19 protein-coding genes and 3 pseudogenes are annotated in these 26,520 nt (G+C 66.7%); 2 read left to right on the top strand and 20 right to left on the bottom strand.

Annotated elements, in window-relative coordinates; translation table 11 throughout:
• Window positions 1-17 precede the first annotated feature (17 nt).
• The 11 genes and pseudogenes from ABZS40_RS33045 to ABZS40_RS32995 form a co-directional block, all read right to left on the bottom strand.
• The gene (locus tag ABZS40_RS33045) at window positions 18-734 is read right to left on the bottom strand and encodes a hypothetical protein (RefSeq protein ID WP_354948129.1); all 717 of its coding nucleotides are present in this window, start codon (window positions 732-734) and stop codon (window positions 18-20) included.
• Window positions 712-7,290 (bottom strand): polymorphic toxin-type HINT domain-containing protein, encoded by a 6,579-nt coding sequence (locus tag ABZS40_RS33040; protein WP_354948127.1) that lies wholly within the window; start codon window positions 7,288-7,290, stop codon window positions 712-714. The genes ABZS40_RS33045 and ABZS40_RS33040 overlap by 23 nt, the downstream gene beginning before the upstream one ends.
• Window positions 7,291-7,339: 49 nt before the next feature.
• Window positions 7,340-10,906 carry a LamG domain-containing protein gene (locus tag ABZS40_RS33035; protein WP_354948125.1) on the bottom strand — a complete coding sequence of 1,189 codons (3,567 nt, stop codon included), beginning with the start codon at window positions 10,904-10,906 and terminating at the stop codon, window positions 7,340-7,342.
• A 141-nt stretch (window positions 10,907-11,047) separates the two neighbouring features.
• Window positions 11,048-11,287 (bottom strand): hypothetical protein, encoded by a 240-nt coding sequence (locus ABZS40_RS33030; protein WP_354948123.1) that lies wholly within the window; start codon window positions 11,285-11,287, stop codon window positions 11,048-11,050.
• 180 nt (window positions 11,288-11,467) lie between these two features.
• Window positions 11,468-11,758 carry a hypothetical protein gene (locus ABZS40_RS33025; RefSeq protein ID WP_354948151.1) on the bottom strand — a complete coding sequence of 97 codons (291 nt, stop codon included), beginning with the start codon at window positions 11,756-11,758 and terminating at the stop codon, window positions 11,468-11,470.
• Window positions 11,746-12,180 (bottom strand): annotated as a pseudogene (locus tag ABZS40_RS33020) (transposase family protein); the annotation flags it as partial. The pseudogene ABZS40_RS33020 and the gene ABZS40_RS33025, both read right to left, overlap by 13 nt.
• 128 nt (window positions 12,181-12,308) lie before the next feature.
• On the bottom strand, window positions 12,309-12,713 hold the full coding sequence (locus ABZS40_RS33015) for a hypothetical protein (RefSeq protein WP_354948121.1): 405 nt from the start codon (window positions 12,711-12,713) through the stop codon (window positions 12,309-12,311).
• A gap of 74 nt (window positions 12,714-12,787) precedes the next feature.
• Complete coding sequence (locus tag ABZS40_RS33010) at window positions 12,788-12,973, bottom strand: hypothetical protein (protein ID WP_354948119.1); 186 nt, start codon at window positions 12,971-12,973, stop codon at window positions 12,788-12,790.
• A gap of 45 nt (window positions 12,974-13,018) precedes the next feature.
• Window positions 13,019-13,270, bottom strand: a complete 252-nt coding sequence (locus ABZS40_RS33005) for a hypothetical protein (protein ID WP_354948117.1) — start codon at window positions 13,268-13,270, stop codon at window positions 13,019-13,021.
• A gap of 277 nt (window positions 13,271-13,547) precedes the next feature.
• Window positions 13,548-14,720: pseudogene (locus tag ABZS40_RS33000) on the bottom strand (IS256 family transposase); the annotation flags it as partial.
• 8 nt (window positions 14,721-14,728) lie between these two features.
• The gene (locus tag ABZS40_RS32995; protein WP_354948149.1) at window positions 14,729-15,583 is read right to left on the bottom strand and encodes an IS110 family transposase; all 855 of its coding nucleotides are present in this window, start codon (window positions 15,581-15,583) and stop codon (window positions 14,729-14,731) included.
• Between the two features lie 10 nt (window positions 15,584-15,593).
• Between ABZS40_RS32995 and ABZS40_RS32990 the strand changes: the two genes are divergently transcribed.
• Complete coding sequence (locus ABZS40_RS32990; protein ID WP_354948115.1) at window positions 15,594-15,776, top strand: hypothetical protein; 183 nt, start codon at window positions 15,594-15,596, stop codon at window positions 15,774-15,776.
• 355 nt (window positions 15,777-16,131) lie between these two features.
• A pseudogene (locus ABZS40_RS32985) lies at window positions 16,132-16,284 on the top strand (IS5/IS1182 family transposase); the annotation flags it as partial.
• Between the two features lie 37 nt (window positions 16,285-16,321).
• On the opposite strand, the gene ABZS40_RS32980 reads toward ABZS40_RS32985, so the two are convergent.
• From ABZS40_RS32980 to ABZS40_RS32940, 9 genes are all read right to left on the bottom strand, one after another.
• Window positions 16,322-16,759: a hypothetical protein gene (locus tag ABZS40_RS32980; RefSeq protein WP_354948113.1), complete on the bottom strand. Its 438-nt coding sequence runs from the start codon at window positions 16,757-16,759 to the stop codon at window positions 16,322-16,324.
• A gap of 523 nt (window positions 16,760-17,282) precedes the next feature.
• Complete coding sequence (locus tag ABZS40_RS32975) at window positions 17,283-17,747, bottom strand: ISAs1 family transposase (protein ID WP_354948147.1); 465 nt, start codon at window positions 17,745-17,747, stop codon at window positions 17,283-17,285.
• Window positions 17,744-18,931, bottom strand: coding sequence for an ISAs1 family transposase (locus tag ABZS40_RS32970; RefSeq protein WP_354948111.1), 1,188 nt, complete (start codon window positions 18,929-18,931; stop codon window positions 17,744-17,746). The genes ABZS40_RS32975 and ABZS40_RS32970 overlap by 4 nt, the downstream gene beginning before the upstream one ends.
• A gap of 161 nt (window positions 18,932-19,092) precedes the next feature.
• Window positions 19,093-19,458 carry an HD domain-containing protein gene (locus ABZS40_RS32965; protein ID WP_354948109.1) on the bottom strand — a complete coding sequence of 122 codons (366 nt, stop codon included), beginning with the start codon at window positions 19,456-19,458 and terminating at the stop codon, window positions 19,093-19,095.
• Window positions 19,459-19,792: 334 nt separating this feature from the next.
• Window positions 19,793-20,971: an IS701 family transposase gene (locus ABZS40_RS32960; RefSeq protein ID WP_354948107.1), complete on the bottom strand. Its 1,179-nt coding sequence runs from the start codon at window positions 20,969-20,971 to the stop codon at window positions 19,793-19,795.
• A gap of 604 nt (window positions 20,972-21,575) precedes the next feature.
• On the bottom strand, window positions 21,576-23,663 hold the full coding sequence (locus tag ABZS40_RS32955) for a S8 family serine peptidase (RefSeq protein WP_354948105.1): 2,088 nt from the start codon (window positions 23,661-23,663) through the stop codon (window positions 21,576-21,578).
• 61 nt (window positions 23,664-23,724) lie between these two features.
• Window positions 23,725-24,042 (bottom strand): S8 family serine peptidase, encoded by a 318-nt coding sequence (locus ABZS40_RS32950; protein WP_354948103.1) that lies wholly within the window; start codon window positions 24,040-24,042, stop codon window positions 23,725-23,727.
• Between the two features lie 331 nt (window positions 24,043-24,373).
• Window positions 24,374-25,276 carry a hypothetical protein gene (locus tag ABZS40_RS32945; RefSeq protein WP_354948101.1) on the bottom strand — a complete coding sequence of 301 codons (903 nt, stop codon included), beginning with the start codon at window positions 25,274-25,276 and terminating at the stop codon, window positions 24,374-24,376.
• Entirely contained in the window at window positions 25,273-25,896 is a 624-nt protein-coding gene (locus tag ABZS40_RS32940; protein ID WP_354948099.1) for an RNA polymerase sigma factor, read from the bottom strand. Before ABZS40_RS32940 ends, ABZS40_RS32945 begins: the two co-directional genes overlap by 4 nt.
• Window positions 25,897-26,520: the final 624 nt, after the last annotated feature.

Below are 26,520 nucleotides of genomic sequence, written 5' to 3'. Positions count from 1 at the left end.
CACGGGGCCACCAACCGTTAGGTCCTGTGATCAGGTCCAGTGTTCGCTTCAGTAAGCATGATCGGCTCCAAGATATCGAGGAATGCGTCCGATGCAATTACCTCTACGCCTGCCAAGTGGTCGTCGAACTGCCCGAAAGCCCGAGCCGTAAACGCCCAGTTGACATGCAGTTGGACCAATGCCACTAGCAGTCCCGGCGAGCCAGGACGAATGCGTTGAGCGAGTGCAGGAGCTAACGAGGGCAGCAGGTCTTCTGCTAGCGGATGGGTTGCAACACAAACGGCATCCGTACGCCGGGTAACGCGCAGTGCGGCCTCAAGGTCGCTCAGTTCGAACTCAATGCTCCCGACGTGGCCGAAACGATCATCAGCCAGTGGGTACTCTAGGTCACGGCGAGGACCGGCGGGAATAGAGATGTCTTGCCTCTCCAGCACGCCCCATACCCTCTCGCGCTTCGCCCTGTACGCAGCTACCCTCTCCGTTGGCTTGATGGGCGCACCAGCAACCACAAGCACGAATTTAAGCTGCTCAGCGATCCGGGCCGCGGCCAATGACGATCGAAGGATGCCGGATGCATTTTCGACAGCTTGATCAATCGGCTGGCCAGAAGGGCGGGTGACCTCAACGCTGATAGCAGCTAGATCGCTGGCGGTGGTCAGCCCGTGAAAGATCGGCCACCCTTTTACCTGTTCGCGATGGATCGCTACGCGCCTAGTAGTCATAGTGATCACCATTCTCTGTATTGAAGTGCGAACCTCGATTCTGCGATGGATCGTCGGGAAACTTATGCCCGCCCGCGTCATCACGAATTCGGATGGTCTTGGTCCCTCCACCCTCGGCCGGCACCTCGAACTCGTAGCTCCGACCCGGCTGCGGATTCCCCCGTCGGTCAACGTTCGGCAAGGTCCTATCCGGGCTCTGGCTGGTTGGAATTCCCGAGTCCCGCTTTGCTTGGTTGAAGGCCCCCCCGCGACCCGCTCCCTCAGGCGAGAGGTTCGGTGGTTTGTTCCCGCAATTGTGGACGAGGACGGGCGTGTTGCCAGCCATCACATGGTAGGTGTGCACCATAGCGACGGTCAGGTCGTGCATGACCTTGTCGCCGACGTGGTTGCGCACCGCGCGCACGATGGCGGTCGTACCGTCGAGAGCACGAAGCCGCTCGCCGCTCTGGAGACTACCCGCGTCGACCCAGTCGCCGCGCGCCTCGCTCCAGAACGGGTGGTGCTGGGTCGTCTTGATCTCGGCCGTGCCGTCCTCGGTGGTGAGGGTCAGGTCGGTGAGTTCGGCGTCCCGGTTGGTGTGGGTCCTGGTGACCGTCCTGCTCGTCGTCTTCCCGTTCTCGGGGTCGGTCGCGACGACCTCGTCGCCGACGTCGATGTCCTCGATCGATTTGGACTTGCCGTCGGCCAGAACGACCCTGGTGCCCGGCGCGAAGCTGTGCTTCGTGCACGACTCGGCTGCGGCTGCAAGGATGTCATCGGCCCACTTCTGATTCTCCCGCCATCTGCCGACGGCCTTGAAGAGCCGTCCACCCGTGGTGACGATCTCGTCCCATTTGCCGGCGATCTTGAAGAATTTCGCCGGAGTGAAGTTCAGCACGGTGTTCAGGCACGAGCCGAAACCCTCGCCGTTGAGGCAGTCCATCACGTCCTGCACGCCGAGCAGGTCGAGTAGCAGTTGACCACCGGCCTCGATGATGACGTGAACGATGGGCTTTTCTTTGAGCTTCTTGGCCACCGCGACGGTCGAGGAGTCCGGGCCCTTGGACTGCTTCTTCTTGCCGAACAGGTCGGGAACCGGGGCGACGATGCCCTGTTTCCGCAGGTCTGGACCAGTGTTCGCGCTGGTGTTCTGGTTGCAGCGGCCGTCGGGGCAGTTGTAGAGCAGCCCGCTCGCGTCGTTCATGGTGACCGGGCTGTTGTTTGCGTAGGCGTACAGGTTCAACCGCTGTGGATCCGCGAAAGCGACGATCGGGTCGGTCGAGATGAACTTGCCGAGTTTGGCGTCGTACTCCCGGGCACCGAGACGGACCAGGCCGGTTGCGGGATTGGTGCTGCCGTCGACGAAACCACGGGTCGCGGTGGGCCATCCGGTGGTGCCGCGGTCGTTGCCGAACGGGTCGAGCCGCCGAGGCGTTACCGCATGCACGCTCGCGTCGATAGTGGCGACCGCGGTTCCGTTACGGTCGGTGGCCGTCCACTTCAGACCATTGGTCGTCATCGTTCGCAGGCCGATGCCCGGGTAGTAGCGGGCCGCAGCGACGGTCGTCTTGGTGCTGGTGTCGACGGTGACCTCGCTGTTCGCCACGAACAGCGTTGCGCGGTTGCCCGGATCCTTGCGGATGAGCAACTTGCCGTCGGCGTCGTAGATATTCTCCGTCGCCGTGTTGTCCGGGTTGGTGATTTTCGTGAGCAAACCCTGCTTGTCCCAGGTGAGTGCCTGGGTCTTGGTCCCGGTTGGGTCCGGACGGGTCACCGTGTTGCCCGCGGCGTCGTAGCTGTAGCCGGTCACCGTCGTGCCGGTCACGTTGGTCACCGCGTGCGGGCGTGCCACGTTCACGCCGGACGCGGGGTAGGTGTACAACTCGGTCTTGGCACCGGCACCGCCGGCGCCACGCTTGACGGTTGACGTCCGGTTGCCGATCTCGTCGTAGGTGTAGCTGTTCCAGTACGCGCCCACACCGGCCACGTCGCCCGCCGTCGGCTCGGTCTGGCACCCGGTCGCGCCGGTGGTCCAGGCCTCCTTCATCCGGCGCAGGTAGTCGTAGGCGTAGCACTGCCGGTCAGTTACGACCCCGGTGAGACTCGCGTTGGCAGCCTGCGTAGCGGTGGAGAGTACGTCGCCCATCTCGTTGTACGCATACGACATCCGGTGCAGGGTAAAGCTGTCGGCGTTGCGCAGCATCGCCGTGCCGCTCAGTCGCCCGGTCTTGAGGTCGTGGAACGAATCTCGGACGACCCGCTTGTCCGGCTCAGTGCCGACCGGCCTCGGGCCAAGCGCCGACCGTTCGTGCTGGCCGATCGCGGTGTAGGTCGTCTCCGAAACGTAGGTGGAGGTCCGCGACGACACCGTGTTCAGGACACCGAGGTCGGTGAAGGCGCTGTTGACTGTCTCGGAGGGCATCCGCAGTGAGTCCAACGCCGGATAGGTGAACGCCGATGGCGTGCCGTCGGCGGCGTAGGTGGTCGCCGACGTGTAAGTGGTCAGCGGGAACGTGTTGTCCCCGGTGATGGTCAGCGTCTTTTGGCGCGGTCGGCCGGCGGCGTCGAAGTCACCGAACGACCGCCTGTACTGCGCGGTGCCGACGAACCGGGTCGACGCCGTGTGGTAGCCGGTCCTGGTGTCATAGTCATTCTGGACGACCTTCGTCCCGGTACTCGCGTTGTCCAGCCAGATCTGCTGAACCCGGTCGAGTGAGTCGTAGATCCGCTCGACCCGGTGGTTGCGGGCGTCGACGGTCGCCTTCACCCGGTCGACGTCGTCGTACTCCGCGCTGGTCTTACCGCTGTCGGGATCGTATGCCGCCGTCTGCCGGCCACGGTCGTCGTACTCGTAGCGCCAGACGTTGCCGAGGTGGTCCTTGACCCGGGCCAGCCCGCCGTTCTTGTGGTAGGTGTACTCGGTGACGTCGGCCGGGCCGCTGGGCACCGCACCGTCGACCGGCCGCGCACGGAACTGTTCGAGCTTGACGGTCTGGCCCCGGGCGTTGGTGTGGGAGGTCGTGACGGTGCCACCCTTCGGAGGCACGACACTGACCCGGTCACCGTCGTAATAGGTCCGCGTCTCATTGAACGCCGGCTCGTCCTTCCAGACGGAGGCCTCCAGGGTCCGGCGACCGGCACCGTCGTAGGCATAGCCGGTGTTGGTAACCGACGCCCCGGCTGCGGGCTGGTACAGAGCCTTGTCCGGCGTCGGCGGCTTCGTGTCGTCCCAGTACGGCGTGCGGATCTTCTCCACCAGGCCGCGCGAGTCGTAGAGCGTGTCGGTGAGGATCCGGCCGCCCTTCGGGCTCGGTGCCTGGGTCTGACGCAGCCTCATCATTCCGTCGAACAGCTGGTAGCCGCCGACGTACGTGGCGTTCGGCGTCAGGGTCTCCGTGTAGATGTAGCTCGGGCCGTCCTTGCGGAGCTCGTATGTGAACCTCTGCTCGGCCTTGCCGTCGGGCGGGGTCTGACCGGGCCGGTAGATGGCCGTCGTCCGGCCCGCGGCGTCGTACTGCACCAGGGTGGTCCGCGTCTCCGGCTCGACGACCCTGATCGGCACGCCCCACGCCGGGTCGAGGGTGGTGGTCGTCGCCTGACCGGCCGGATTGGTCGTCGTCGTCGAGGTGGTCAGTCCGTTGGTCTCGGTGTAGGTGGTTTCGGCTACTCGTGCCAGTTGGTCGGTGACCTTCTTCACGCGCCCGTACTCGTCGTGCGTCGACGTGGCGGTGGTGAGGTAGTTGGGCAGATTGTTCGTGTAGTCCTTGACCACTTGGGTCGTGGTGACATCGCCCTTGACCGGCATGATCGGCGGCTGCGTGGGGTTGGCGGAGTCGTAGAAAGTCCGGTTGTCAATCACCACCGAGGAGGAGGGCGGCGTCGCCCCCTCGGCCACGCAGTCGCTGTTCAACGTCCGCTGTCGGTAGGGCAGGTTCACCAGCCACTTGTCGGTGTTCGGCCGGTACCAGCTCGTGGTGCACCGCTTGTCAGAGTCCGCGATGTCGAGCGCTTCGATCACGTTGCCGTAGTCGTCGAACTTGGTTCGGAGGCTGGTTGTCCGCTCGCCGGCTGGCACCTGACTCATCAGCGCCGTGCGGGTCACGACCGTGTTCTCGGTCTGCCGGTGCGAGCGCCACGGGCTGCCGGCGACCACCTGGGTGGTCACGTAGTCGGTGATGGCGCTCGTGATCTTGGCCGCGCCGTCGTACGTGGCGACCTCGCGGGCCAGGCCGACCAGTGCCTCGTGGTCGACGACCTGTGTACCCCGGGTGTCGGTGACCTTGAAGGAGCGTGTGCCGCCGGTCTTCTTGTCCCCGTCCATACCTCGATGGGTGATGTAGGTTTTCCTCGAGGTCGGCTTGCCGCGGTCATTCACGTCGGGGTCGCCGACCACGACGTCGACTTTCTCGTAGCCGCGCCACTGCGACCAGGTGCGCCGGGTCGCAGGCACGAGCAGGTTGTCCTCGTACGCCCACGCAGCAGTGCCGTGATAGGTGTACTTGGTGACCAGCGGCTTGTTGCCGCTAAAGGAGTCGTACTCCTTGACCTCGGCGACCACGTACTTGTGGAACCAGTCGTCAATGGCATCAGGCAGGCTCGGCGGCGTCCAGCGCATCGGAAAACACCGGCTGCCGTTGTTGTCGACCGCAGGCTTCGGCGCCGGGCACGACTGGTCCGCGTAGGTGACGAGGGTCTGTCCGCCCGACTCGTTGGTGATCGTACTGATACGCGGCTTGTACAGCTCGGTCAGGTCGTCGCCATAGACGTCGACGCGGTTTTCCAGCGCGACCGGGCCGAACTCCACTTCGGGCATGCGCGTCTCAGCGGCACCGGACACACCCTTGTGAGTGATCCCGTACAGCCAGAGCACCGAGGCTCCATGCAGGAACGCCGGAAACTCCTGCCGGAAGTCCCACCGGTCGACGTCGCCGTACTGACCGTTGCCGGTGTGCTGGTACGTGGTAACAGCGGTCAGCCGCTTCTTGGTCCAGAACGTCGGCGCATTCTGGTTTGTCTGGCACACCGGGCCGCACTCCTGGTCCAACGGAGTGTCCCGCCACCCGCCCGGGGAGCAGTCCGTGAAGCAGCGGTCGGCGACGGCGAACTCCACCTTCGCCGGCGCGGGAGCGGCACTGCCCTCGCGCAGGCCGTATTCAACCTGCTTCAGGAAGCCACCGCGGTTGTACTCGTGCCGCCTGGTATTGAGGTTGCCGCCGTAGAAGTTCTGCTCCTTCTCGTACGTGTACCGCACGACGTTCCCGTGCACGTCGACCGAACGGTCGAGGTTCCACTTATACGTCTGAAGGCAGTAGGAGTCGGCGAACGTCGCCTTGTTGCATGGCTCCCCCGGGTTGTTGCCGTACACGGGCACGTTGAACGCCGAGTCGGCGTTCTGACCGAAATAGTGCTTGGTGCCGTCCGTGGTGGACACCACCCAGTACTCGCCGGTCTTGCCGGCCAGACCCATGTCCCCGTTCGCGGCGTTGTAGTACCGGTGGATCCGCGTGCCGTCGTCGACGCGGGGACGCCACTCGTCCTCGCTCACCTTGACCAGAGGTCCCGACGATTCTCCGAAAGCGATCGCGACGTTCTCAGTCGTCGTGTCCCAGCAGAGGTCCCCGGTCTTCGTCGAGAGGTTGCTGTTACCGCCCAGGTTGTCGGCGCAGGACATGAACGAACGCTCGATCGAGCCGACGTCGAGGTTCCAACCCTCACCCAGCCACGAACTCTGGTTGTTGCGCGACACCGTGCGACCGTCGGTCTGTTGCGACGAGTAGGTCGCCGCAAGCGTCGGCTCCATCGCGCCCGGCACGGGCGGCATCCGGAACGGGTAGCTATAGGTGAAGCCGCCGCCCGACGTCGACACCTGCCACTTGCCCGTCGGGGCGAACGGCGTGGCCGCGAAGTCGCCCGAGCCGCCTCCCGCCACTGCTGTCAGCGCGTAGGTGCCGGCCGCCACCTGCGCGGACAGCCGACCCGCCCGCGGCTCGTTCCGCACGGTGGTGGGCTTGGCCGACCCGGCCTGCGCGACGAGCCGCAGCCGGGTGGCCCAGTCGCCACCGTATGCCTCCCGGAACGTCGAGTAGTCGATGGATATCGCGGTTTTACCGGCGCCGGGCGTGCTGCCCTCGGGGCGCACCGAGACGACCACGCCGTCGATGTCCGCCCGCTCGGTCGCCTTGCGGTCCCACACCGTCACCCGCACCCGTTCCGGCGGCGCTGAGGCCACTCCCGGCCCGCCAGCCGCGGGTGCGACGATCACCGGTAGGCCACCCACCGTGGCGGTTGCCGCCGGTTGTCCGGACAAGCGCGGCGCCGACGCCATCCGCTGCGCCGCGGCCAGGTCGAGTACCGCCTCGCCGCCGGCCGGCCAAGCCGCCGCGGCGCGCCCCGCCGGCTTGGCGATCTTCGGTGTCTTCTGTTGGCCGGCCTTGACCGGCGCCATCGGCACTGGCTTCACGCTCATCGGCAGCGGAGGGCTGCCCGGTGCGGCGGCGATCGCTGGTTGTGCGCCCGTGGCGCCGGCAGCGAGTGCGAGAACGACGGTGAGCCCCGCCGCCAGACTTCCGCGCAGTCTGCGGTGATTCATCGGATCCTGATTTCCTGTTCCATGGTTAAGGCGTGGGTCATCGCAGTGGTCATCGCACGAAGGTGCTGATCCAGCCGAGCGGCACAGCGTCGCCGACGGTGCCGACGTCGCCGCAAGCGAAGTCCGTCGACTCGAAGCGGTCGCCGGACGTGGCCTCGCAGCGCCACAGCATGGTCATATCTGGAGTCACTGTCGGGAAGTCCTCTGGGAAGACCCCGCCGGCCATCATCACCACGCGAGCCGTCGCATCCGCCGAGCGCTCGCAGTCGGCCGCCGTCGAAAGGTAGAGGTCCTCTGCCCCGTTCTTCGTCCGCGCGCAGAGCTGGGTCGGCAACAGGCCGTCCACATGCTGCATCGGCACGTAGCCCCATTGTTGCTGGGCGTGGAAGTCGGTGGGCAGACCTGCCGCTGCCGAGGCACGGTCGCCGACGCCGGCCCGGCGGGCGCCGACCAGGTTCCCGTAGTTCAGCGCGTAGCCCAGCAGCGCCTCGTTCACGGCGCCAGGCTTGCCCTCACAGTCCTGCTGGCGGGAGACGAAGTGCCCCAGCCCTTCCAACCGGCAGCGGTAGATGGGCGTGGTCGGCTGGCTGGCCTGCGCGGCACTGAACAGCTTGCCAAGCCGGCCGAGGAACTGGGCGGTGACGCCACCTTCCGTGCAGTTCGGGTCCTGCGTCAGGAAATAGTCTCTGCTGTGTGTCCGGCACGAGTAGAGCTCTGTCGTGGGCTCTGTGGTGCTTTCGGGAGCCAACTGCCCGAGAGGGCCCTCGAACGTCGCTGTGGGGGGCACCGCACCGGTGGTGACGACGTGGTAGCCGTCGTAGCTCCAGTACCGCGAGAGCTGACCGCTGAGCGGATTCTCGGCCGCCCGGTCCCGAACGGTATAGGCCCGGATCGCTTCCGACACGATCTGGTTGGAGCTCCGGACCCCAGACCAGACGTGCACGTCGGCGATCCAGCCGACCCACGGCTCCACCGGCGCACCGGCCCTGGTGCCGCGCCCGATCGTGAGCGCGCCCGCCGCGTGCCACGGCTGGAGGCCGACAGCAGGCGTAGCCTTCATCTGCGCGCCGACGTAGAGGCTGATGCTGTTCGTCGCGGCGTTGTAGACACCGGCGAGATAGGTCCATCCGGTCGTCGTCGGGGCTACCACCTCGACGGGCGTTGCCCCGGGGTCGTCGGTGCGGTACATCGAGAAGACCCAGCCTCTGGCGGCGTCGTGCTTCAGAGCGAAACCGTGGTTGTTCACGCCGTTCTGACTCATTACCGTGCGCACGCCGGCGGCGCCCTCGTCGACTCGTGCCCGGGCGGTCACGGTGAAGCTGTTGTCGGTCCGGACCACCGAGGGCGTGCTGAAGCCACTACCGGTCGAGCCGGTGAACTTGGCTGAGCCGCTGGCGTCACCGAGCGGTCGCACGGTGGAGTCGAACGTCACGTTGCTCGCGGCCACGCGCCGGTACCAGCCGGACATGTCGACCGCGGGATCAGCGGTGCGCTGCGCCTCCTCGAGCGGCAGGAAGAGCTCCTCGGTGGCCGGCCCGGTCGCGAGGTCGGCGATCTCATTGGGCGGCAACTCCCGGTCGAAGGCGTAGACCTCGTCGACGGTGCCCTTCCAGAAATCTCTCGGCGCGCTGTCCCACCGAGACCGCCCGATCGCCAGCGGCCCCGCAGCCGAGGGTGAGTTCGTGGCGCGGGATTTCGTGTCGCTCAGCATGCCGTTGACGTATAGGCGAACCTCTTTCGCCTCGGGATCCCAGACGCCGGTCAGATGAGTCCAGGTGTTCAGCTTGAGCGCCGTGGGCGACACCGCCCGGGTAGGTAAGCCACCGCCGGCGGTGTTCGAGTCGAACATCGCGAAGCTCCACCGGTTGTCTGGCGTGGCCATCAGCTGGAACGCCGACGTGACGCCGCCGTCCTGGGAGACGATCGTCGGGTACCCGCCGGTCTGCTCCAGGCTCGCCCACGCCGCCACGGTGAAGGGCTTTGTCGGGTCCAGCACCTGCCGCTGCGTCTGCACTGCCGAAGGCGCGTACGCGAAGCGCAGTCCGTCCCCGTGCCGTCCGGCCCGGAAATTGACCTTGGCCGGGTCGACCGGAAGGTGATTGCCACCTGTTCCGTAGTCCCGCGCCTGAGTCTCCGCAAGACCGTCGAGCGGCCAGTATCCCCTAGCCGGATTACCGGCCTCGACGTGGTAGTTCAGCGAGATCTGGTCGCTCTCGTTACCCGCCGCATCGACCGTGCGAACGTAAAGCGTGGCGGGACCACCGGCGGCCACGGTCACCGGCACCAGTGCGCTGCCGTCCGCCTTGATCTCTACAAAAGACCTGCCCTGTACGTGCGTGCCCCACAGGAAACCCCTTGTCGGTGCCTCGCCGCGCTCAGGCGGTCGAGAGGTGAACCGGAACATCTTTGGCAGCCCGGCCTTGGCGGGATTCGTCGCCTCTACCGGCTCGACGGCCTGGGGGGGTACGGGCATCGTGCGGTCGATCGAGACGTTGCACCAGCTGGTGAGCGCGCTCCAGGCGCCGCCGTCGTAGGACCGCGCCCGATAGTGCAGCTTCTTGCCCGTCTCGGTGCCGGCAGACGGCAGCGCGGCGGTGAGAGTGGCCAATGACCAGCCACCCTGAAAGAGGGTGTAGGCGGTCTTGATTGCCGAGTCGGGCTCCGAGCGCTGTTTCCACTGAAACTCGACCTGCGTCTGGCTGCCGGCGTCAACGTCCCACGCCTTGGCCGAGAGGATCGGCCCGCGCGCGGGGGTCGACACGTCGCGGTTGGGGTTCACCCACGACTCACCGGTCGTCGTACACGGCGCACCCTCGGCGCCCAGGTAGTCCGGGCGATCAGGCGGTGAGTTGTAGGTTACGTTCAGGCTCGGGTCGGTCCGGAACTTCTTCCAGGCCATACCGTCGTTCTCGTCGGCCGCGGCGAGGACAAAGGCGGTCAAGCTGCGGTTCTCCAACCCGGGCTTGGTGAATCTGGTGAGCGCGTCGAACTCCACGTCGCTGGCACCGCAGCCGCTGTAGCCGTGGGCCACGTTCCGCTGGTCCATATAGATCCACCCGCCGCGCCGAGCCTCCATCGTGCGGTAGGTATCGCCAGGGCCGAAGTCCGCCGTGGCGAACAAGTTCACCGGTCGCGGCGAGCAGCTCGGCGCATACACCTCACGCGCCATCAACTTCGCCCTCGTGACCTGCCGCCCGTTGAGAAAACTAGTGTCGTACCGGAAGTACGAACGTGCGGTGCCGATGCCGTTGCAGGCCGCAGACGGGTAACACTCACCCACTTTGGCCACGCCGTCGGTGTCGATACCGCCGTTCCAGCCGTTCTGGTCGGGCTTACCTTCGAAAACCAGAGACCAGCCGACCCGGGAGTACGACGCCGGGTAGCCCGGTTGCTGCAACACCGAGAAGCTGGCACTGAACGTGCCATCCGGGTTGGCTACCACCGATCGGCCCGGCGCGCTCTCGGTCGGCACCGGTACCGCCTTACCCGTCCGACGCGCCTCCGCCGACGCCACGGCGCCGGGCGGCGGCGCCGTGATCGCCGCAGTCTGCGGCTCTCTCCCCGCCGGCGCTGCCGCCGATGCCGGTTGTGCACTCAGTCCGCTCAGCACCACCACAAGAGCGGCGAGTAACGCCCGCAGCCTTACGCTGCCCATCCTGACCTCCGAGCCTTGCCGCCCACGTCCGACGGACATGATCCAGAGAGAGCATCACCGTTAATCCATTCAGTACGCTGCCGCACTGACCTCAGTTCAACGTCAACGCCGACGCGTGATGTTTGCGATCGGATAAGGTGCCGTCGCGCTCGCAAACCGCGACGGCGCATTCTGCTGTCGCCGATCAGCATCCAGCGGGTCGTGCGGGCGGCCCTGGCCCACCGAGCACTGCGTGCCGCGTTTGTCGTCGACGGCTGGCATCTCCATCTCCTGACCGAGGACGATGACCTTGCCAGCCTGCGGGGTCTGCCCGGCTTCGCCGATCTCGTCGAACGCTCCCACGCGCGTGATCGCTGACGTCCTATGGGCAGTACGACCCGAAGACCAACTGCGGGCGATCTGGTGCTGTAAAGCGTTCCAGTGAGCTATTTTCATCGTGGCTCGGGGTTTACGGAAGGGGCTGGTCAGTTCCCCTTGTCGATAGCTTGAGGTAGCACGGGGCTTTCGGGCCGGTTGTGCGTCTTATCCCATCAACGTGAGCAGCTTCTCCACCGTGTTCCAGTTGCGCACCGTGGTCGACGGCCCGCTCTTCGCCTTGCCGAGGATGGTCATCAGTGGGCTGTCACGCAGGCCGCGTGGGCACCAAACGTACATCTCGGTGCCGTCGACGATGTAGCGGTCGTCGCCGATCTCAGCGCCATCCAGAACGGCGTCGACGGGTGTTTGCGGGGGCTCTGCCATGAAAGCCACGACGTACTTCGAGCCGTCGGTCGCCACCTCGCCGAGGGGGTTCTTCGCCACGGTGAGGCCCACACGAGCCGGCCGGCGGCGTCGGCGATGACCTGCACGTTCACACCATGGCGCTCGTGCTTACCGGAGTAGTACGGCTTCTGATCCGCCACCCGGTCGGTCGGGATCAGCGTGCCGTCCAGGATCGCGTACGCCAGTTGTCGAATACGCTGCATCGCCGTGGCCAGGTCCTCGGCGACCGCCGCGAGCAGGACGATTGCTTCCTGCACGTACCGCCAGGCGGTGGCGACTCCGACTTCGAAACCGGCGGCGAGCCGGGTGTAGGTGTCTCCGTTGCGCAGGTAGGCCAGGGCCAGCAGCGCCTGCCGGCCAGGCGTGAGACGCCGCCACCGGGACCGATGTTGGTTGCGGTGCGCTCGGATGCGCTCAGCGAGGTGGTTCAGGGTCCGGCTGGACAGCGGGATCGTGGAGGGGTAAGACAGCACAGGCGAGGCTCCCGGTCGGGGCATCGGATCTTGGTCGACTGCTGTCTTACCTGGAACCTCGCCCTCATCGATCGCCGGGTTCGCCGCACCCGCCCTTACCCGCAAGATCAGCTTGGAAAAGGCTCAATCTATTTGGTGGCTGACGAGGACTCCGTCTGCGTTGCGCCACTCTCTTCGGCGCATCTCACCGCCCTTGGCAATCGCAGCGTGACGACACCAGCGGCCACCAGGCCGCCGACACCTGCGGCTACCAGGGTTACCGCGGCGGAGGTGGCGTCCAGCAGCAGGCCACCGGCGATGTAGGACGTCGCGGCGGCGACCCCGATTGCGCCATACAGATTGCCGAAGACCCTGCCGAGCATGCCGGCTGGAACCGTACGTTGCAGCAGCGTGCTGGAGGCGACGTCCATGGCAGCCAACCCCAACCCCCGGACGGCCTGAAGGGCGAACGCAGCGGCGACGGCCCAGGCGAGCCCGGTCAGCAGGTTACCGACACTGCTGACAGCGAAGCCCACAATCAGCAGCAGCGGCATCGACACCCGCGTACCCCATCGGGACAACATGGCGTAACCGGCCACCAGTCCGAGACCGACCGCGCCGGCGCCCGTCACCGGTCGTCGGCGGGAGTGAAGGGGAGCGTCGCGAGCAGCACGGCCGAGACCAGGAACGACACGACGTCGACGAGCAGCACACCACGCAGTCCGACCAACGGGAACAGGCCCGCGGCGATCAACGGGCCGACCGCCTCTGCTGCGCTGGAGCCGAACCCGATGGTCGAGTTGGCGGTCTCCAAGTCACGGTCTCCGACCAGTGCGGGCACCGCCGCCCGAGACGCCGGTTAGAAGATCTGCGAGGCGGTGGCGCGGATCGCAACGAGAGCCAGCAACACCGGCAGTGGAGGCAGGGTCAGCACAATGACCAGCAGGACCGCAGCCTGGATGAGTTCGCAGACGACCATCAGCCGCCGGAGATTGAGCCGCTCGGCGAGGGCGCCGGTGAAGGGACCCAACAGGGATGGAGCGAAATCTCCGACCAGCAACAGAAGGGAGACTGCCAACGCCTGGCCTGTCGTGTCGGAGACGTGGAGCATGAGCGCGACAAGGCCGAGTGAGTCGCCCGCGTAGGAACAACACGAGGCTCCCCTCTGTGTCAAGAGGCCGCGGCGAGGGTTGTTCTAGGCTGGGGTGCGGCGGGTCCGGGAAGTGACTTCTCCGAAGAGCCGGTATGGGGATGTGAGCTGGTCACGCTGGAGTCAGTAGTCGTGTCCCGTTGTCCTCCCGGGCCCGTCGCCGTGGCCGTCGTGGCGTCGTCGGGTCACGTCCGCGCTGGTGGTGTAAGAGACGGCCATCGCGGGATCCGGTTTGATGTTAGGCGGCGATCGGGCTGGGATCGGCGTGGTCGGTGTCGTGTTGGTCCGGGTTGACGATGACGAGGCGGGCTTTGGCGAGGAGTTCTAAGCCCATGTAGCGGCGTCCCTCGGTCCACTCGTCGATTTGCTCGGCCAGGACCGCGCCGACGAGGCGGATGATCGCCGCCCGGTTCGGGAAGATCCCGACGACGTCGGTGCGCCGGCGGATTTCCTTGTTCAGCCGTTCCTGTGGGTTGTTCGACCAGATTTGACGCCAGATCTCGCGCGGGAAGCCGGTGAACGCGAGTAGGTCGTCGCGGGCGGCGTCGAGGTGCTCGGCCGCGGCCGGGAACTTCGCCTCGATCGTGGTCACGACCCGGTCGAACTGGGCTCGGACAGCGTCGGCGTCGGGCTGGTCGAAGATCGTCCGAACAAGGGTGGCGATCCACGGCTGGGCCGACTTCGGGACCTTCGTGAGCAGGTTGCGCAGGTAGTGGGTGGGGCAGCGCTGCCAAGCCGCGCCGGGCAGGGCGGCGCCGATCGCGCCAACAAGACCGCGGTGGGCATCAGAGATGACCAGTTGAACGCCGGACAGGCCACGGGCGGTCAACGACCGGAAAAACGCTAACCAGCCGGCGCCGTCCTCGTCGGAGGCGACGTCCAGACCAAGGACTTCACGTTGCCCGTCGGCGTTGACGCCGACAGCGACCAGCGCGTGGACGTTGACCGTGCGCCCATGCTCGCGGACCTTCATTGTCAGGGCGTCCATCCACACGAACGTGTAGTACGCGGCATCCAGAGGCCGGTTACGAAACGCCTCGACCTGCGCGTCCAGGTGCGCGGCCATCTCTGACACCTGCGACTTGGACAGCTGCCGGACGCCGAACTGCTCGACCAGTTTCTCCACCCGACGAGTCGAGACGCCGAGCAGATAGGAGGTTGCCACCACCGAGACGAGAGCCTGTTCGGCTCGCCGGCGGTGCGTCAGCAGCCAGTCCGGAAAGTACGAACCAGTGCGCAGTTTCGGCACCGCCAGGTCGATCGTCCCGGCACGGGTATCCCACTCCCGCACCCGATACCCGTTGCGGGAGTTGACCCGCCCGTCGCTGCGCTGCCCGTAACCGGCGCCGCAGATCACGTCGGCTTCGGCGGACATCACCGCCTGCGCGAACGTCTTGATCATCGCCTGCAACACGCCCATCACGGGCAAGTCGTACACCACTTCCGTGGACGCAACCCGTCGTCGACCATCTGTCGGTAGACGATGTCGGACAGGCGTCGCTTCAGCGCTCGCATCGCTTCCATGGTTGTCTTTCCGGCGGCTTTCTTGCGGTCGAAGTAGGCGCGTCCTTCGGTGGGGTTGCGGAGCTGAACCGTCGCCATGATGTGCAGCGCCCGGTTGATTTGCCGGTTCCCGGCTCGGGAGAGGCGGTGTTGTACCTGCTCGCCGGAGGACGCGTCGATAGGGGCGGTGCCGTTCCAGGAGGCGAAGTGGGCCCGGCTCGGGAATCGGGTGATGTCACCGACCTCGACCAGCAGCCGGGCGGCGCCGGAGGGTCCGATGCCGTGCAGGCCCATCAGCGTGGTCCCGGTGGATGCCACGAGCTCTTTCAGTTCCTTGTCGGCTTCCTTGGAACGTCGGTAGACGCGTTCGAGGTCGCTGATCAGCTCTGCGGCGACCCGGCGTCGGGTCTTGCCGACCGTGTCGCGGGGCCGAACCGTGGCCAGTAGTGCTTTGGCCTGGGCGGCGGACAGGCTCTTCTTCGCTCCACCCGGGATGAGTTCGAGGAGCAGGTGGTGCAGCTGGGACACCATCCGGGTGTGGTCCTCACCGAGTGAGCGGCGACGGTCGACCAGGATCCGCAGCAAGGCGAGCTGCTCGTCATTGACGAGCGGGCGCAGGCCGGCCATGCGGGTGCCGACCAGCGCGATGGAGTGGGCGTCGGTGGCGTCGGTCTTGCGGCCCTGTCCGGTGGCGAACACCCGCGCCCTGGCGGACAGCTTCGGCGGGACGTCGACGACCTGTTCGCCGTCGGCCAGTAGCCGGTTGGCGATGTGTCGGCCGATGCCCTGGCAGCCCTCGATCGCCCAGACCCGGTTCGGCCACTGCCTGGCGTACTTTCATCGCCGTGTAGCCGTTGCGGTCGGTGTCGAACCGGCCGCCGCCGACGATGGTCTCATCGCCGGCCATGACCTCGATCGTGGCGGAGCGCTTATGCGGGTCCATCCCGATGACCACACGATCTGAGATGCCACTCACCGCGTCCTCCGATGCTCGATCCACCTGGTTTGTCGAGCCGGGAGGGCAACGCTACTTCGAGCCGAGCAAACCCCTCTTGAGCCTCTCCCCGCCCTGGGGCGACGCCCGGGCCGCGCAGGCCAAATGGAGCCACACGACCAGCGTGGGCAGCCGAAATGAGAGCGACAACCCGAGCGCCTCGACCGAAGCCTGGCCGGGCCGGGCCACGGTCGCAGGTCAATGAAACAAGTAGCCGCGAAGAGGAGCTCGGAAGGGCCTGTTTCCGCGGAGCGGTTGGGCTGGACGCGCCGATTCAGCCCCTGCCGTGGTGGCCCCTGTCGCCTGACATGTCGAAATTCCCTTATCGGCGATCCGCGCCCGCGCAGACCGGGCGATCGCCACACTCAGGACCTGGAAGATCCTGGTCAAGCTGCGATCCTGCCCAGGCCGAGCCACCGCGATCGTCCAAGCCATCCTCGTCCTGCACCACGTCGAAACCAACCGCTACGCAGGATGAAGATGGCTCACTCAACAATCATCGGCCGTCATTTGGCTCAGTCTCGTTGAAGCCACAACAGAGTACTGCCCCAGCGCACCGAGTCATAGAAAGGGCCGCCTGGCGCCAGGACCGGATTGGGCCAGTCGACCTGTGCGAGCGCCGTCCCGCCCCAGGACGGCGTCAGCGCCGACTCGACCCGGTAGCCTCGAGCGGTCGGCCAGATGCAATCACGCCATGTGTAGTCGCCGGGGGCCAGCGCGATCGTGCGGTAGCTGGCAGGTAACGGGCTCAGCCTGGCCGGGTAGTTCACCTGGCGCCATTCGTACACCCCCCGAGCAAGCCAGATAGTGCGCTGCTGACAAGTGCCAGGGTTGGCGGGAATCGCCGGGAAGACCAGGACCTGGTCCTTTAGTTGTTCGACGCGTGGGTAGGCGCTCGCAGCAGTTGGAACGGCGCCAACCACCCCCAGCGCCACTCCCAACAAAACGACCATACGAAAGACGATCGATCCGCCTCGACGTAACGGCATACGACTCAGTCCTCACTATATCTGACACTTCGACCGGCAGGGCATTTCGCGCTACCGCGGCAGAGTATTGGTCGCCGCCTTCAAACAGACGACGGAGCGGCTTCGTGAGAACGATTCCGCATAATTCGGGCGAGAATCAGGAACTCATCGCCTCAGGTGCAGCGCGCCGTCGTCGACGTCGCCAGGAGGTATTGGCTGCAGGTCGTCTGCTGAGCCCCCTGTTCGTGGGCCCGCGCGTGCTTCAATCCGCGAGCGTCGGCTCGCGCGAATGACGGGGTCAAGGCAAGGCCATGGCGCTGTTTGACGGTTCGCCGCTATACCTGCGGCAATCGCTCGGTGCGGCATGACGACGGGCCAGCCAGGGCCCCGGCAAAGTCGTCAGGTGACGCCGAGTAGTGCCAGCGGGCGGGTGCTGTCGCGGGCGTGATGTCGGTTGGCGGCGGCGATGTTGGTGACTCCGTTCAGGCGGCGATGTTGGTGACTCCGTTCAGGCGGCGATGTTGGTGACTCCGTTCAGGCGTAGGGCACCGATGGCGGCGTTGCGTAGGGCGGCCATGACCTCGGGTCCGGTGCCGGTACGGATCTGGCTGCGGTCTTCGTCGTAGGTGACGTCGCGGACCCAGTGAAGCTTGTTCTCGATCGACCAGTGGCCGCGGATCCACGCCGCCAGTTGTGCCGGTTTCGCCTGGTGGACGCGGAGGTCGCTGATGGCGTAGACGGTCTCAATAGTGAAGCGTTTCAGCTGGCCCAGGCGGCGTCTGCGGCGGCGGATCTGGATGGCCTGGGCGGCGTGCGGGAAGTCGATGCCGGTGGAGATGCTCAGGATCTTGCAGCTACGGATCTCGCGGCGGCCGTGTCCGCGGTCGGTGTCACGGGTGGCGTCGGGGACTGCCCGCCAGGGCAGTGCGGTGAGCTGGGCGTGCAGGTAGGGCTGGTTGCCTTTGACGGTCAGGATCCAGTGGGCGCCGCGTTGCGCGAGGTAGGTGACGTGCTCGCGTTGGCAGTCAGGGCCCCGGCAAAGTCGTCAGGTGATGCCGAGTAGGGCCAGCGGGCGGATGCTGTCGCGGGCGTGGTGGCGGTTGGCGGCGGCGATGTTGGTGGTGTCGGCGGTGCGGAGTGCGCCGGTGGCGGCGTTGCGCAGGGCGGCCATGACTTGTGTCCGGTGCCGGTGCGGATCTGGGATCGGTCTTCGTCGTAGGTGACGTCTCGTACCCAGTGGATCTTGTTCTCGACCGACCGGTGACCGCGGATCCAGCCGGCCAGTTGGGCAGGCCTGGCTTCGTGTACGCGCAGGTCGGCGATGGCGTAGACCGTCTCGGTGGTGAACCGTTTCGGCTGGTCGAGGCGTCGTCTGCGGCGGCGGATCTGCAGGGCTTGGGCGGCGTGGGGGAAGTCGATTCCGGTGGAGATGGTCAGGATTTTGAGGGTGCGGATCTCGCGGCGGCCGTGTCCGTGGTCGGTGTCGCGGGTCGCTTCGGGGACGGCCCGCCAGGGCAGGGCGGCGAGTTGAGCGTGCAGGTTGGGCTGGTTGCCTTTGACGGTCAGGATCCAGTGCGCGCCGTGTTCGGCGAGATAGGCGACGTGATCGCGCTGGCAGTGCAACACGTCGGCGGTGACCAAGGTGTTGCGCAGGTCGCCGATCTGGTCGAGCAGCGGCGCGAAGCGGGTGATCTCGTTCGTCTTTCCCTCCACGTCGGTGCTGGCCAGAACGACACCGGTGGCCTGCTCGCAGGCGGCGAGGACGTGTTGGGCGGCGGCGTCGGTGGTGCGGGAGCCGCCTAGTGTCTTGCCGTCCACGGCGATCGCCCGCCGCTGGGCTGGTGGTGTGGCTGCGGCCCGGCCGGCGAGCCAGCCGCTGATGGCCGTGGTGAGCAGGTCCGGGCCCAGGGCCTGCAACAACCGGCGGATCATCGCCTCCGACGGGCGCCAGTCCGGGGCGATGCCCAGCGCGAGCGCGGTCGCGGCCGGGACGTCGGCGACCCACTCGGCGATCGCGGTGTAGGAGCGGTAGCCGGACACCACGGCGCACACCGCAGCGGTCACCACCACGGTCAGCCGATGTCGCACCCCACGGCGGGCTCGGGGATCCGGCAACTCCGCCAGCACGGCGGGCAGCCCAGCAGCGGCTTCGGGCACGGTGACAGTCGGTGCACCGGACAAGGACGAGATCAGCGATGATGGCACAGCGGGCATGACTCACTTCGGACGATCGACAAGGCGTAGGAACCTCGATGATCATCTGAACCAGTCATGCCCGCCCTGTTGCCACCAGCACAGGCGCGTCTACACCAACCACCTCAAGCCAGACACCCCGCGCCTTTTCCGGGGCCCTGGAAACGGGCCTCAGGAGTTCGGCGCTCCTCGAATTCCTCCCACAGGGCTTGCATCCGGCGGGCTTGGTCCTCAGGCAGGATACCGAAGATCCCCTCGGCCGCCGCCTCCTCCCGTGCCCGCTGATAAACCTCGGCGGCACTGTCGTACAGCGGGGTATCACCGGCATAAATCGCCACGAGATCGTGGACGAGTACGAGTTGAACCGTGTGCGAGACATCAACAGGCTCATCGGAGTACTCGGCTAGGAGCATCACCATCGTGGCCAGGTGCCACGAGTGCTCCGCGTCGTTCTCCCTTCGCCGATCTGCGACCAGCGGTGATTGGCGCATGATCGTCTTCAGTGATCAATTTCTACCAAAAAAGTCAACTGGTCACGCATCCGTCTGGTCAGAATATCGTCCGGAAACGGCGTTTTGTCCACTAACAAACGTCGCGCTTCCACGCTCTCACAATGGCAGCAACTGCCGACCTGTGGCCCACTGGCATGCTTGCTGTTGTGGGGCACAAGCTTGACGACACGCGCCCCGGCCGCTACCTAATACTCCAGCCGCACCTGATGAAGTTGAAGTCTTCGCTGGTAGTGGGCGGTTCTGGCGCGGTACTGGTGTCGGCGTCGCCATCGTGACCATCGATGGATGTAGTCGAAGGGGCGGACGGTGGTGATCAGGTGTGCCAGGAGACGTCGGACCTCGCCGAGGGTGAGAGGAACGAGGCCATCATCGGATTCGGCGCCCCTATTTTGGCCTGCGCGGCGGTGACAGCGAGGTAGGCGTGGGCGCAAAGAACGAGTGTTATGTGCCGGTACCAGGCGTCGTAGCGACGCACCTGGTAGTGATCAAGGCCGACCTCGGTCTTCGCGGTCTGGAAGCACTCCTCGATCGCCCAACGGGTCCCGGCGACCCGGGTCAGCTGCTCGTCTTGGGTGTCAGCGGGGCCGAAGCACAGGTAGTAGGCCAGGTCCGTGGGGTTGGTGATGCTGCGGCGGATCAGCAGCCAGTGGCCGTATCCGTCAACCGTGTCGGGTAGGGAGGCCACGGCCCAGTCGTAGAGCCGTGGCCCTTTGGCGCCGTCGCCGCTACTGCGCCGCTTCCACGCCAGGGCCGGCGCGCTGGCGGCGAGGACGACCGGGCGGGAGTTGCCCACCGTGGTCGGGACCCGCTGATTGCGGGGCACGGCCAGGACATAACCGATGCGCTGCTGCTGCAACCACGTTCGGAACTTCGAGTCCTGCCCGTATGCCTCGTCACCGGTGACCCACCGCGCCGGCAGGCCGGCGGTGATGGCGCGTTCGAGCATCCGCAGGCCCAGCGCGGGCTTCGTAGCGAACCCGATGCCCGCTGCGATGCCGGCTTCTTCGCGGCGGGCAGGGTCGTGGCACCAGCCGCGGGGTAGATACAACTCCCGGTCGATCAGCGTGCGCCCGGCCGGGCTGGCATAGGACAGGAACACTCCGAGCTGGCAGTTCTCCGTCCGCCCTGCTGTGCCGGAGTACTGACGCTGCACCCCGGCGGACTTGATTCCCTTCTTCAGGAAGCCGGTCTCGTCGACGATCGGCACCCCGTCGTCGTCGCCGAGGTGCTCGGACACGTACGCGAACAGGTCATCGCGGACCGCGTCCGGATCCCACGCCGACCTGTCGAGCAGCCGCTGCATCCGATCCGACGTCGCATCGCCGGCAGCCTCGGCCAAGGTCCAGCCGTTCTTGCCGGCCAGGGGTGACAACGACCCGACCAGGTAGGTCAGCGCCTGCCGGCGCGGCTCCGCCCGCCCGAACCGGTGCGCGAACCGCGCCAACAGATCATCCAAACCCGCCCGCCAGCCCACAATCTCATCGATCAACACAAGCACGGGAGCCTGCCCGCCCTGCCAGTAACCACAACAGACAGACGGTGCGACCAAACAACCCACCCACCGAATAACATCGACACCCGTGGTCACACAGCCAGTGTCGGCCAAGCGTCGATCATGCCAATGAGCTGCCGAAACCCCAGATCAGGCAAGTGCGGCTGGAGTATTAGCTCGACGATGTGCACCGACGCCGGCGGCCACCACCGCCTCCTGATCTGCTGCAACAGCAACAACCCTGAGCTGGCCTTCTACCGCTGCTGGACATCGAACCGGCCACACTCGCACAGCTCGTGCGAGTCGCGGGCATCCGCTGGAGTATCGAAGAGAGCTTCAAAGCCGCCGAGGGCCAGGTCAGCTTGGATCAGCACCAGGTCCGCCGCTGTGGCTCCTGACGCCGCTTCAGCACATTCGCCCTGTCCGCCTTTGCTGTCCTGGCGATCTGCGTCGCCTCGTGTAGGGCCGAGGTTCGTTAGGCGGAGGTCGGCGGCGCGCCGGACGGCCCACCGGTCGGGCATCGAGCTGAACGAGGCTCTGTACGCCAACGACCGCCGGTCCCGTCGGGTCCGCGGCACTCGCGGCGGACCCGACGGGTTACGTCTCAGCGTATCCGGTATGCCTGGATGATCCGCTCGGTCACCGTGTTACCGGCGGCGTCCCGGGCGGTGGCCCGCAGGGACGCATAGCCGGCACCGGCAGGGTGCTGGACGGTTGCCGTCCAACCATGCCCGTCGTGCCGGACCTGGGCGGGGTGCCAGCTGCGGCCTCCGTCGTAGGACACGTCCACGGTCAGCCCGATCACCCGCGACGCGGTGACGCCGGGCTGCCGCTGCACCTGCACCGGGATGACCAGGGCATGGCCGGCCGGGGCGGTGTTGGCCTTGTCCAGCGAGGGCTTGAACCGGATGGCCGACACCGGCAGCGGCCGGTAGTCCTCGCCGGGGACATGCTGAGACCGGAACGCCCACGCCGTGCTGACCTCGGTGCTGAGATCGGTGAAACTCCGCTTCGACGACACCTCCAGCCGGTAACCCGCGGCGTCGGGCGGCACCGTGAAACGCCCGTAGCCCGGCTTCGGCAGCTCGCTGACCAGCACGCCGTTCCGATGGAGGGCGGTCCGGGCGGTGTCGGCGGCCGAGTCGCCGGCGTGCCCCTCGGCGTCGCCGTGCAGCGGCACGCTCACGTTGATCTCGTCACCGAGCCGTGTGATGCCCTGCCCGGGCCGGTGCGGTGCCGGGAAGGACGGCCCATACGGTGCGCTGTTCCAGCTCTGCTGGGTGTGCAGGCCGGCCCGGTACGCCCTTGGTTCAACCGTCAGCCTCGCCTTCGTTTCGATCCCCCCGTCCTCGGTGGGCGTCCCGAACATCAGCTCGGAATACCAGCGCACCGCTCGGGTGTTGTAGTGCTCGACCCGCTGCCCGGGCACCGCGGTGGGCAGACCGACCGTCGCGACGCCCACATCCTGGTCGCGGAACGGGAGGACCATCCGTTCCGCGACCAGGCCCGGGTAACCCTGGAACTGGTGCGTAACGCTGGCCAGATCCCGGCTGCGGTAGGTCTTGTCGAAGCCGGTCGGCATCCGGCCGGGGAAGCCCTCGCCGAGCGCGTACAGGTAGGGGCTGCTGGGCACGTCCAGATCCGCCCACTGGCTGCCTATGTGGGCGAAGAACCGATCACCGGAGACCGCTCGGCCGATCTGCCCGGTGGACAGCCCGGTGAAGTCGGACGCGACGACGCTGGAATTGTAGGAGTCGCCGCCTGTGGCGATAAAGGTCGCTCCGATGTCCACCAGTGCCGGCGTGGCCGATGGGTCCGGGACTGCGCTGCGCACCGGCTCGGCCTTCCGGGCGTCGACGGTGACCGTGGTGTCGCGGTCGAAGACCAGCTCCGGCTGCGCCAACTGGGCAAGCCCATCCTCCGCGAGAAGGAAGCTGACCAGCCCGTAGCGGCCCTTAGGCACCCGGATGTCGACGGTGCCGTCCGGGTCAACCAGGTCGCGGGTGGCGAAGGTAGCCAGGTCGACCAGCGCGGTGAGATGGTCGGTGTTCGCCGCACCCGTGGCGTCCAGGTGCCGCAGCGTGAGCTGGTAGCTCTCCACCTCCCGATTGACCGTCACTGGAGTGACCGCCGCCGCTGAGCCGGAATGGGCCACGATTCGCCCGGTCCAGTAGCCGTCCACACCGAGCCGGGTATCGGCGGTGACGGTGGTGCCGGCGGTGCCGCCGGCCGGCACGGTGACCTGACTCGCACCGAGGGTGAACATGCCGGCTGGCGCTGGCTGATTGTCCGGCCCCGTCACCTCGAGGGTCAGGTCCAGCGTGAGCGGATCCCGGCCGTCGTTGCGCCAGTCGACCTCGCGGCTGATCGGGGTATCGTCGCCGTGCGGCCAAGCTGACTGGCCGAAGGGGACGCTGACCGGGTCGCTGACCACTCGCTGGGTGATCGCCCGGGCCACGTCGACCCGACCGGCGCCCTGCTGGAAGGCGGTCTGCGCCGGATGCGGCTCCGCCGAGGCCATCAGGGTGGCCTTGAGCTGACCGGCCGCCCAGCCGTCATGTTGCTGGGCAAGCAGCGCCACCGCGCCGCTGACGTGCGGCGCAGCCATCGAGGTACCGGAGAGTGAGACGTACTTCTCGCCCACCGGCTCGCCGAGCAGCGTGCCGTCTCCGCGGGCGGCAACGATCTCCACTCCCGGCGATGATGTCCGGCTTCAACCCGCCGTCACCCAAGCGGGGACCCCGGCTGGAGAATTAGGCCAGCAGGTCGTCACGGTCCACCGCACCCACCGAGAGGGCGGCGTCCGCCGTGCTCGGCGAGGCGACCGAGCCGTCGCTGCCAACGTTGCCGGCGGCGATCACGAAAAGCGCGCCGGTCTGCGCGGTCAGCGAGTCGACCGCCGCCTCCAGTGGGTCGATCTCCGGCGTGTTGGGCCCCCCGAGGCTCATGTTGATCACGTCGGCGTGCTGGTCGACGGCGGCCCACTGCATGCCGGCCAGGATCGCGGACTCCGGGCAGCCCGCGCCCGACAGCGTCCGGGGCGGCGGCGGTCGGGGAAGCAGCCACCGCACCTGCCGGACTGCCCAGCACGAAGGCGATCACCGCACTGATAGCCATTCTTTTTCTTCGATGCAACAGATTCTCCTCTATGAAGCGTCTCTACGGATGGACACGCACTCGGCATGCCAGACTTGCCGTGCCCACAAAGCGAGATACCGGGAATCCGGGCTCCGCCTCGAATCTCGATTCTCAGCGATCAGCTAGCACAGAGGATCTCCTCGTCGGGCGCCATAACAGCCACTGATTGCCCGACGAGGAGATCCACTAGCAGACGTAAAAATCGCAGCCGCTAACTGCGCTGATTCCTGCTTCGCAGATGTTCAGCGTGCAGCTGCCGATGCGTCAATTCCAAGGCTCGGCTGGCTTGCAGTCGTTGCCGGGGGTGCCGTAGACGGCTTTTCCGGTTGGATCCGTCCAGCACGTCTCAGCGTACTTTTTGTCCTTGGTGGTCAGGGTGTTGGCCAGGAATTCGGGTGACCGTCGGTCAATGACCTTGCCTTGCTTGTCGTAGGTGATGAGGGTTGCCGCGCCTTCCTTGATGCCAGCGTTGTGGGTGGCGACGGCGAAGGTGCCGTCGTTGAGCCGGGCGCGGGTCCTCGTTCCGTCGCCGTGGTCCAGCTCGACGCGGTCGACTCGGTCGCTGATGCGGCCGGCCGTCAACACGTCGCCGTCGTTGGTCGAGAAGCTCTCCACGGAGATCGGCCCTGGCAGCCACGTCGCCTGCTTGTAGGGGCCGTACTGACCGCCTCCACCGTTCGGTCCTGCGTCACAAACCAGCATCCGCGTGTCAGTGAGGAACACCGCGACGGCATAGTCGCCGGCCTCGCCACTATTGGCCAACTTCAGCTCAACACCAGTGCCGGCAACCTGCGACACCCGCTCTCGGCAGGTGTCGATGGCCTGCTGCAGCCGGGGGGAAACGGCGGCCGTGCCGAATGCGAGGACGTCACCGGGGCTGTCGCCATCGTTGCTCAGCAGCGCAGGGCCAGCGATGGCAGCACCCGCGACGACCGCGGCGAACGCCCCCGCCAGCGCCCAGCGGCGAGTTCGGTGCCGTGCCGTGACCCTGGCCGGACCGGTGTCCGCAGTGTCGCCTTCGGCGGCTTTCATCGTGGTTATCTCGTGCATCAGGTACTCCCTGAGAACCGAACGGCGGCCGTCCGGGAGGTCCCGCTGCACCGGCTCAGACAGCAGGCTCGACAGCGGCTGATTCGTCTCACCCGGTTCTGCTGGATTGATGCTCATCGGGTCATCTCCTGAGAGGGCCGGACCACGTTTTCGCGGTCACCATTTACCTGTCCGCAGCCATCTTTGGGTTCTCGGTCCGGGACTTCTTTTTCACCGAGGATTTTGCGTAGCTTCCGCCGTGCCCGTGACAGCCGCGACCGAACTGTTCCCACCGGCACACCCAACGCCTGCGCGCACTCGACGTAATTCAAGCCACTGCCCTCGAACAGCAGGAACACATCCCGCTCGGAGGAGTGCAACCGCGCCAACGCTCGCCGCGCCACGCCGATCCGTTGACTGTCATCAACGCGCGCGATCAAGTCATCAGCGAAATCCGGAACCATGCCAGCGGCCGGCATCCGCGCTATGGCCGCGGCGTGTCGCCGCGCCGCCCGCGAGACGTTGCGGGCAACGTTCGTCGCGATACCCAGCAGCCACCGCCGCAGCGAACCACTCTCCGGATCCACCTTCGCCCGCAGCCGCCACGCCTCCAAAAACGTCAACGCCATAATGTCCTCAGCCGTCGACCAGTCACCCGTCAACCGGAACGCATGGTGGTACACCTGCCGAGAATGATCATCGAATAGTTGCCCGAAGGCCTCAGGCTTGCCGGCTCGAACCCGCGCGCGCAAACTCATCTCCACACCCTTACCTGTCCGGACCTGCCTACATGGTTCTCGCAGGTCAGGTCGGCGCGGCCCGACAACAACCGATCAAGGCTGCTCGCCGGTCGCGTTGGAGTCGCACAGCGCCCGGAGCATGGGGTGCGCGGGCGCGAGATCATCCCCGCTGACGACTGGCCTACGGCCCGTGACGCCCGCGACGCGGCGTCGATGTAGCGGGTGTTCCACAGCACCACGGCGCTGAGAGGTTGTCCAGGATGACGTAGATCGGCGCGCCGTCCGGACGTGTGGCCCGGATCGATTTCAGCGCGGACAACCGCCGTGCCCGGACCGGCTCGGCCAATCCACCCACCTCACCCTCGACGGCCTTCATCACCGCCGTCGAGGGTGAGCCCTCACCACCTCATCCGAACGCACACCACCCGGCGTGTCACCGACCCGGTGAACGTTCATGGACAGCGCACTAGTACTGCAACGGCAGTAGGCGAATCGGGTTCGGTTCGCGTTCGTTGGTCTGCGTGTGACGGACGTTGATGTCGATCGGTGGCATGGGGAGTTGGACCGGTTGCATGCGCGGATCGGGCCTCGGTTTCGCCGGTCGGAGCCGCGGCAGCGGGCGCGTCAGTACCTGTGCGGGCT

Origin of the sequence: Micromonospora sp. NPDC005324 (assembly GCF_040607155.1) — a bacterium.
Lineage (GTDB): Bacteria > Actinomycetota > Actinomycetes > Mycobacteriales > Micromonosporaceae > Micromonospora > Micromonospora trifolii.
The sequence above is the reverse complement of the archived record's forward strand: the minus strand, read 5'-3'. Positions and strand labels throughout refer to the sequence as shown.

Bases quoted from the DNA above. Each gene is read 5' to 3' on its own strand.
- ABZS40_RS33045 (WP_354948129.1), bottom strand. From the start codon at position 734: ATGGTGATCACTATGACTACTAGGCGCGTAGCGATCCATCGCGAACAG.
- ABZS40_RS33040 (WP_354948127.1), bottom strand. From the start codon at position 7,290: ATGAATCACCGCAGACTGCGCGGAAGTCTGGCGGCGGGGCTCACCGTC.
- ABZS40_RS33015 (WP_354948121.1), bottom strand. From the start codon at position 12,713: ATGCCGCTGCTGCTGATTGTGGGCTTCGCTGTCAGCAGTGTCGGTAAC.
- ABZS40_RS33005 (WP_354948117.1), bottom strand. From the start codon at position 13,270: ATGCTCCACGTCTCCGACACGACAGGCCAGGCGTTGGCAGTCTCCCTT.
- ABZS40_RS32990 (WP_354948115.1), top strand. From the start codon at position 15,594: ATGCCCTGGCAGCCCTCGATCGCCCAGACCCGGTTCGGCCACTGCCTG.
- ABZS40_RS32980 (WP_354948113.1), bottom strand. From the start codon at position 16,759: ATGGTCGTTTTGTTGGGAGTGGCGCTGGGGGTGGTTGGCGCCGTTCCA.
- ABZS40_RS32965 (WP_354948109.1), bottom strand. From the start codon at position 19,458: ATGCGCCAATCACCGCTGGTCGCAGATCGGCGAAGGGAGAACGACGCG.
- ABZS40_RS32945 (WP_354948101.1), bottom strand. From the start codon at position 25,276: ATGAGCATCAATCCAGCAGAACCGGGTGAGACGAATCAGCCGCTGTCG.
- ABZS40_RS32940 (WP_354948099.1), bottom strand. From the start codon at position 25,896: ATGAGTTTGCGCGCGCGGGTTCGAGCCGGCAAGCCTGAGGCCTTCGGG.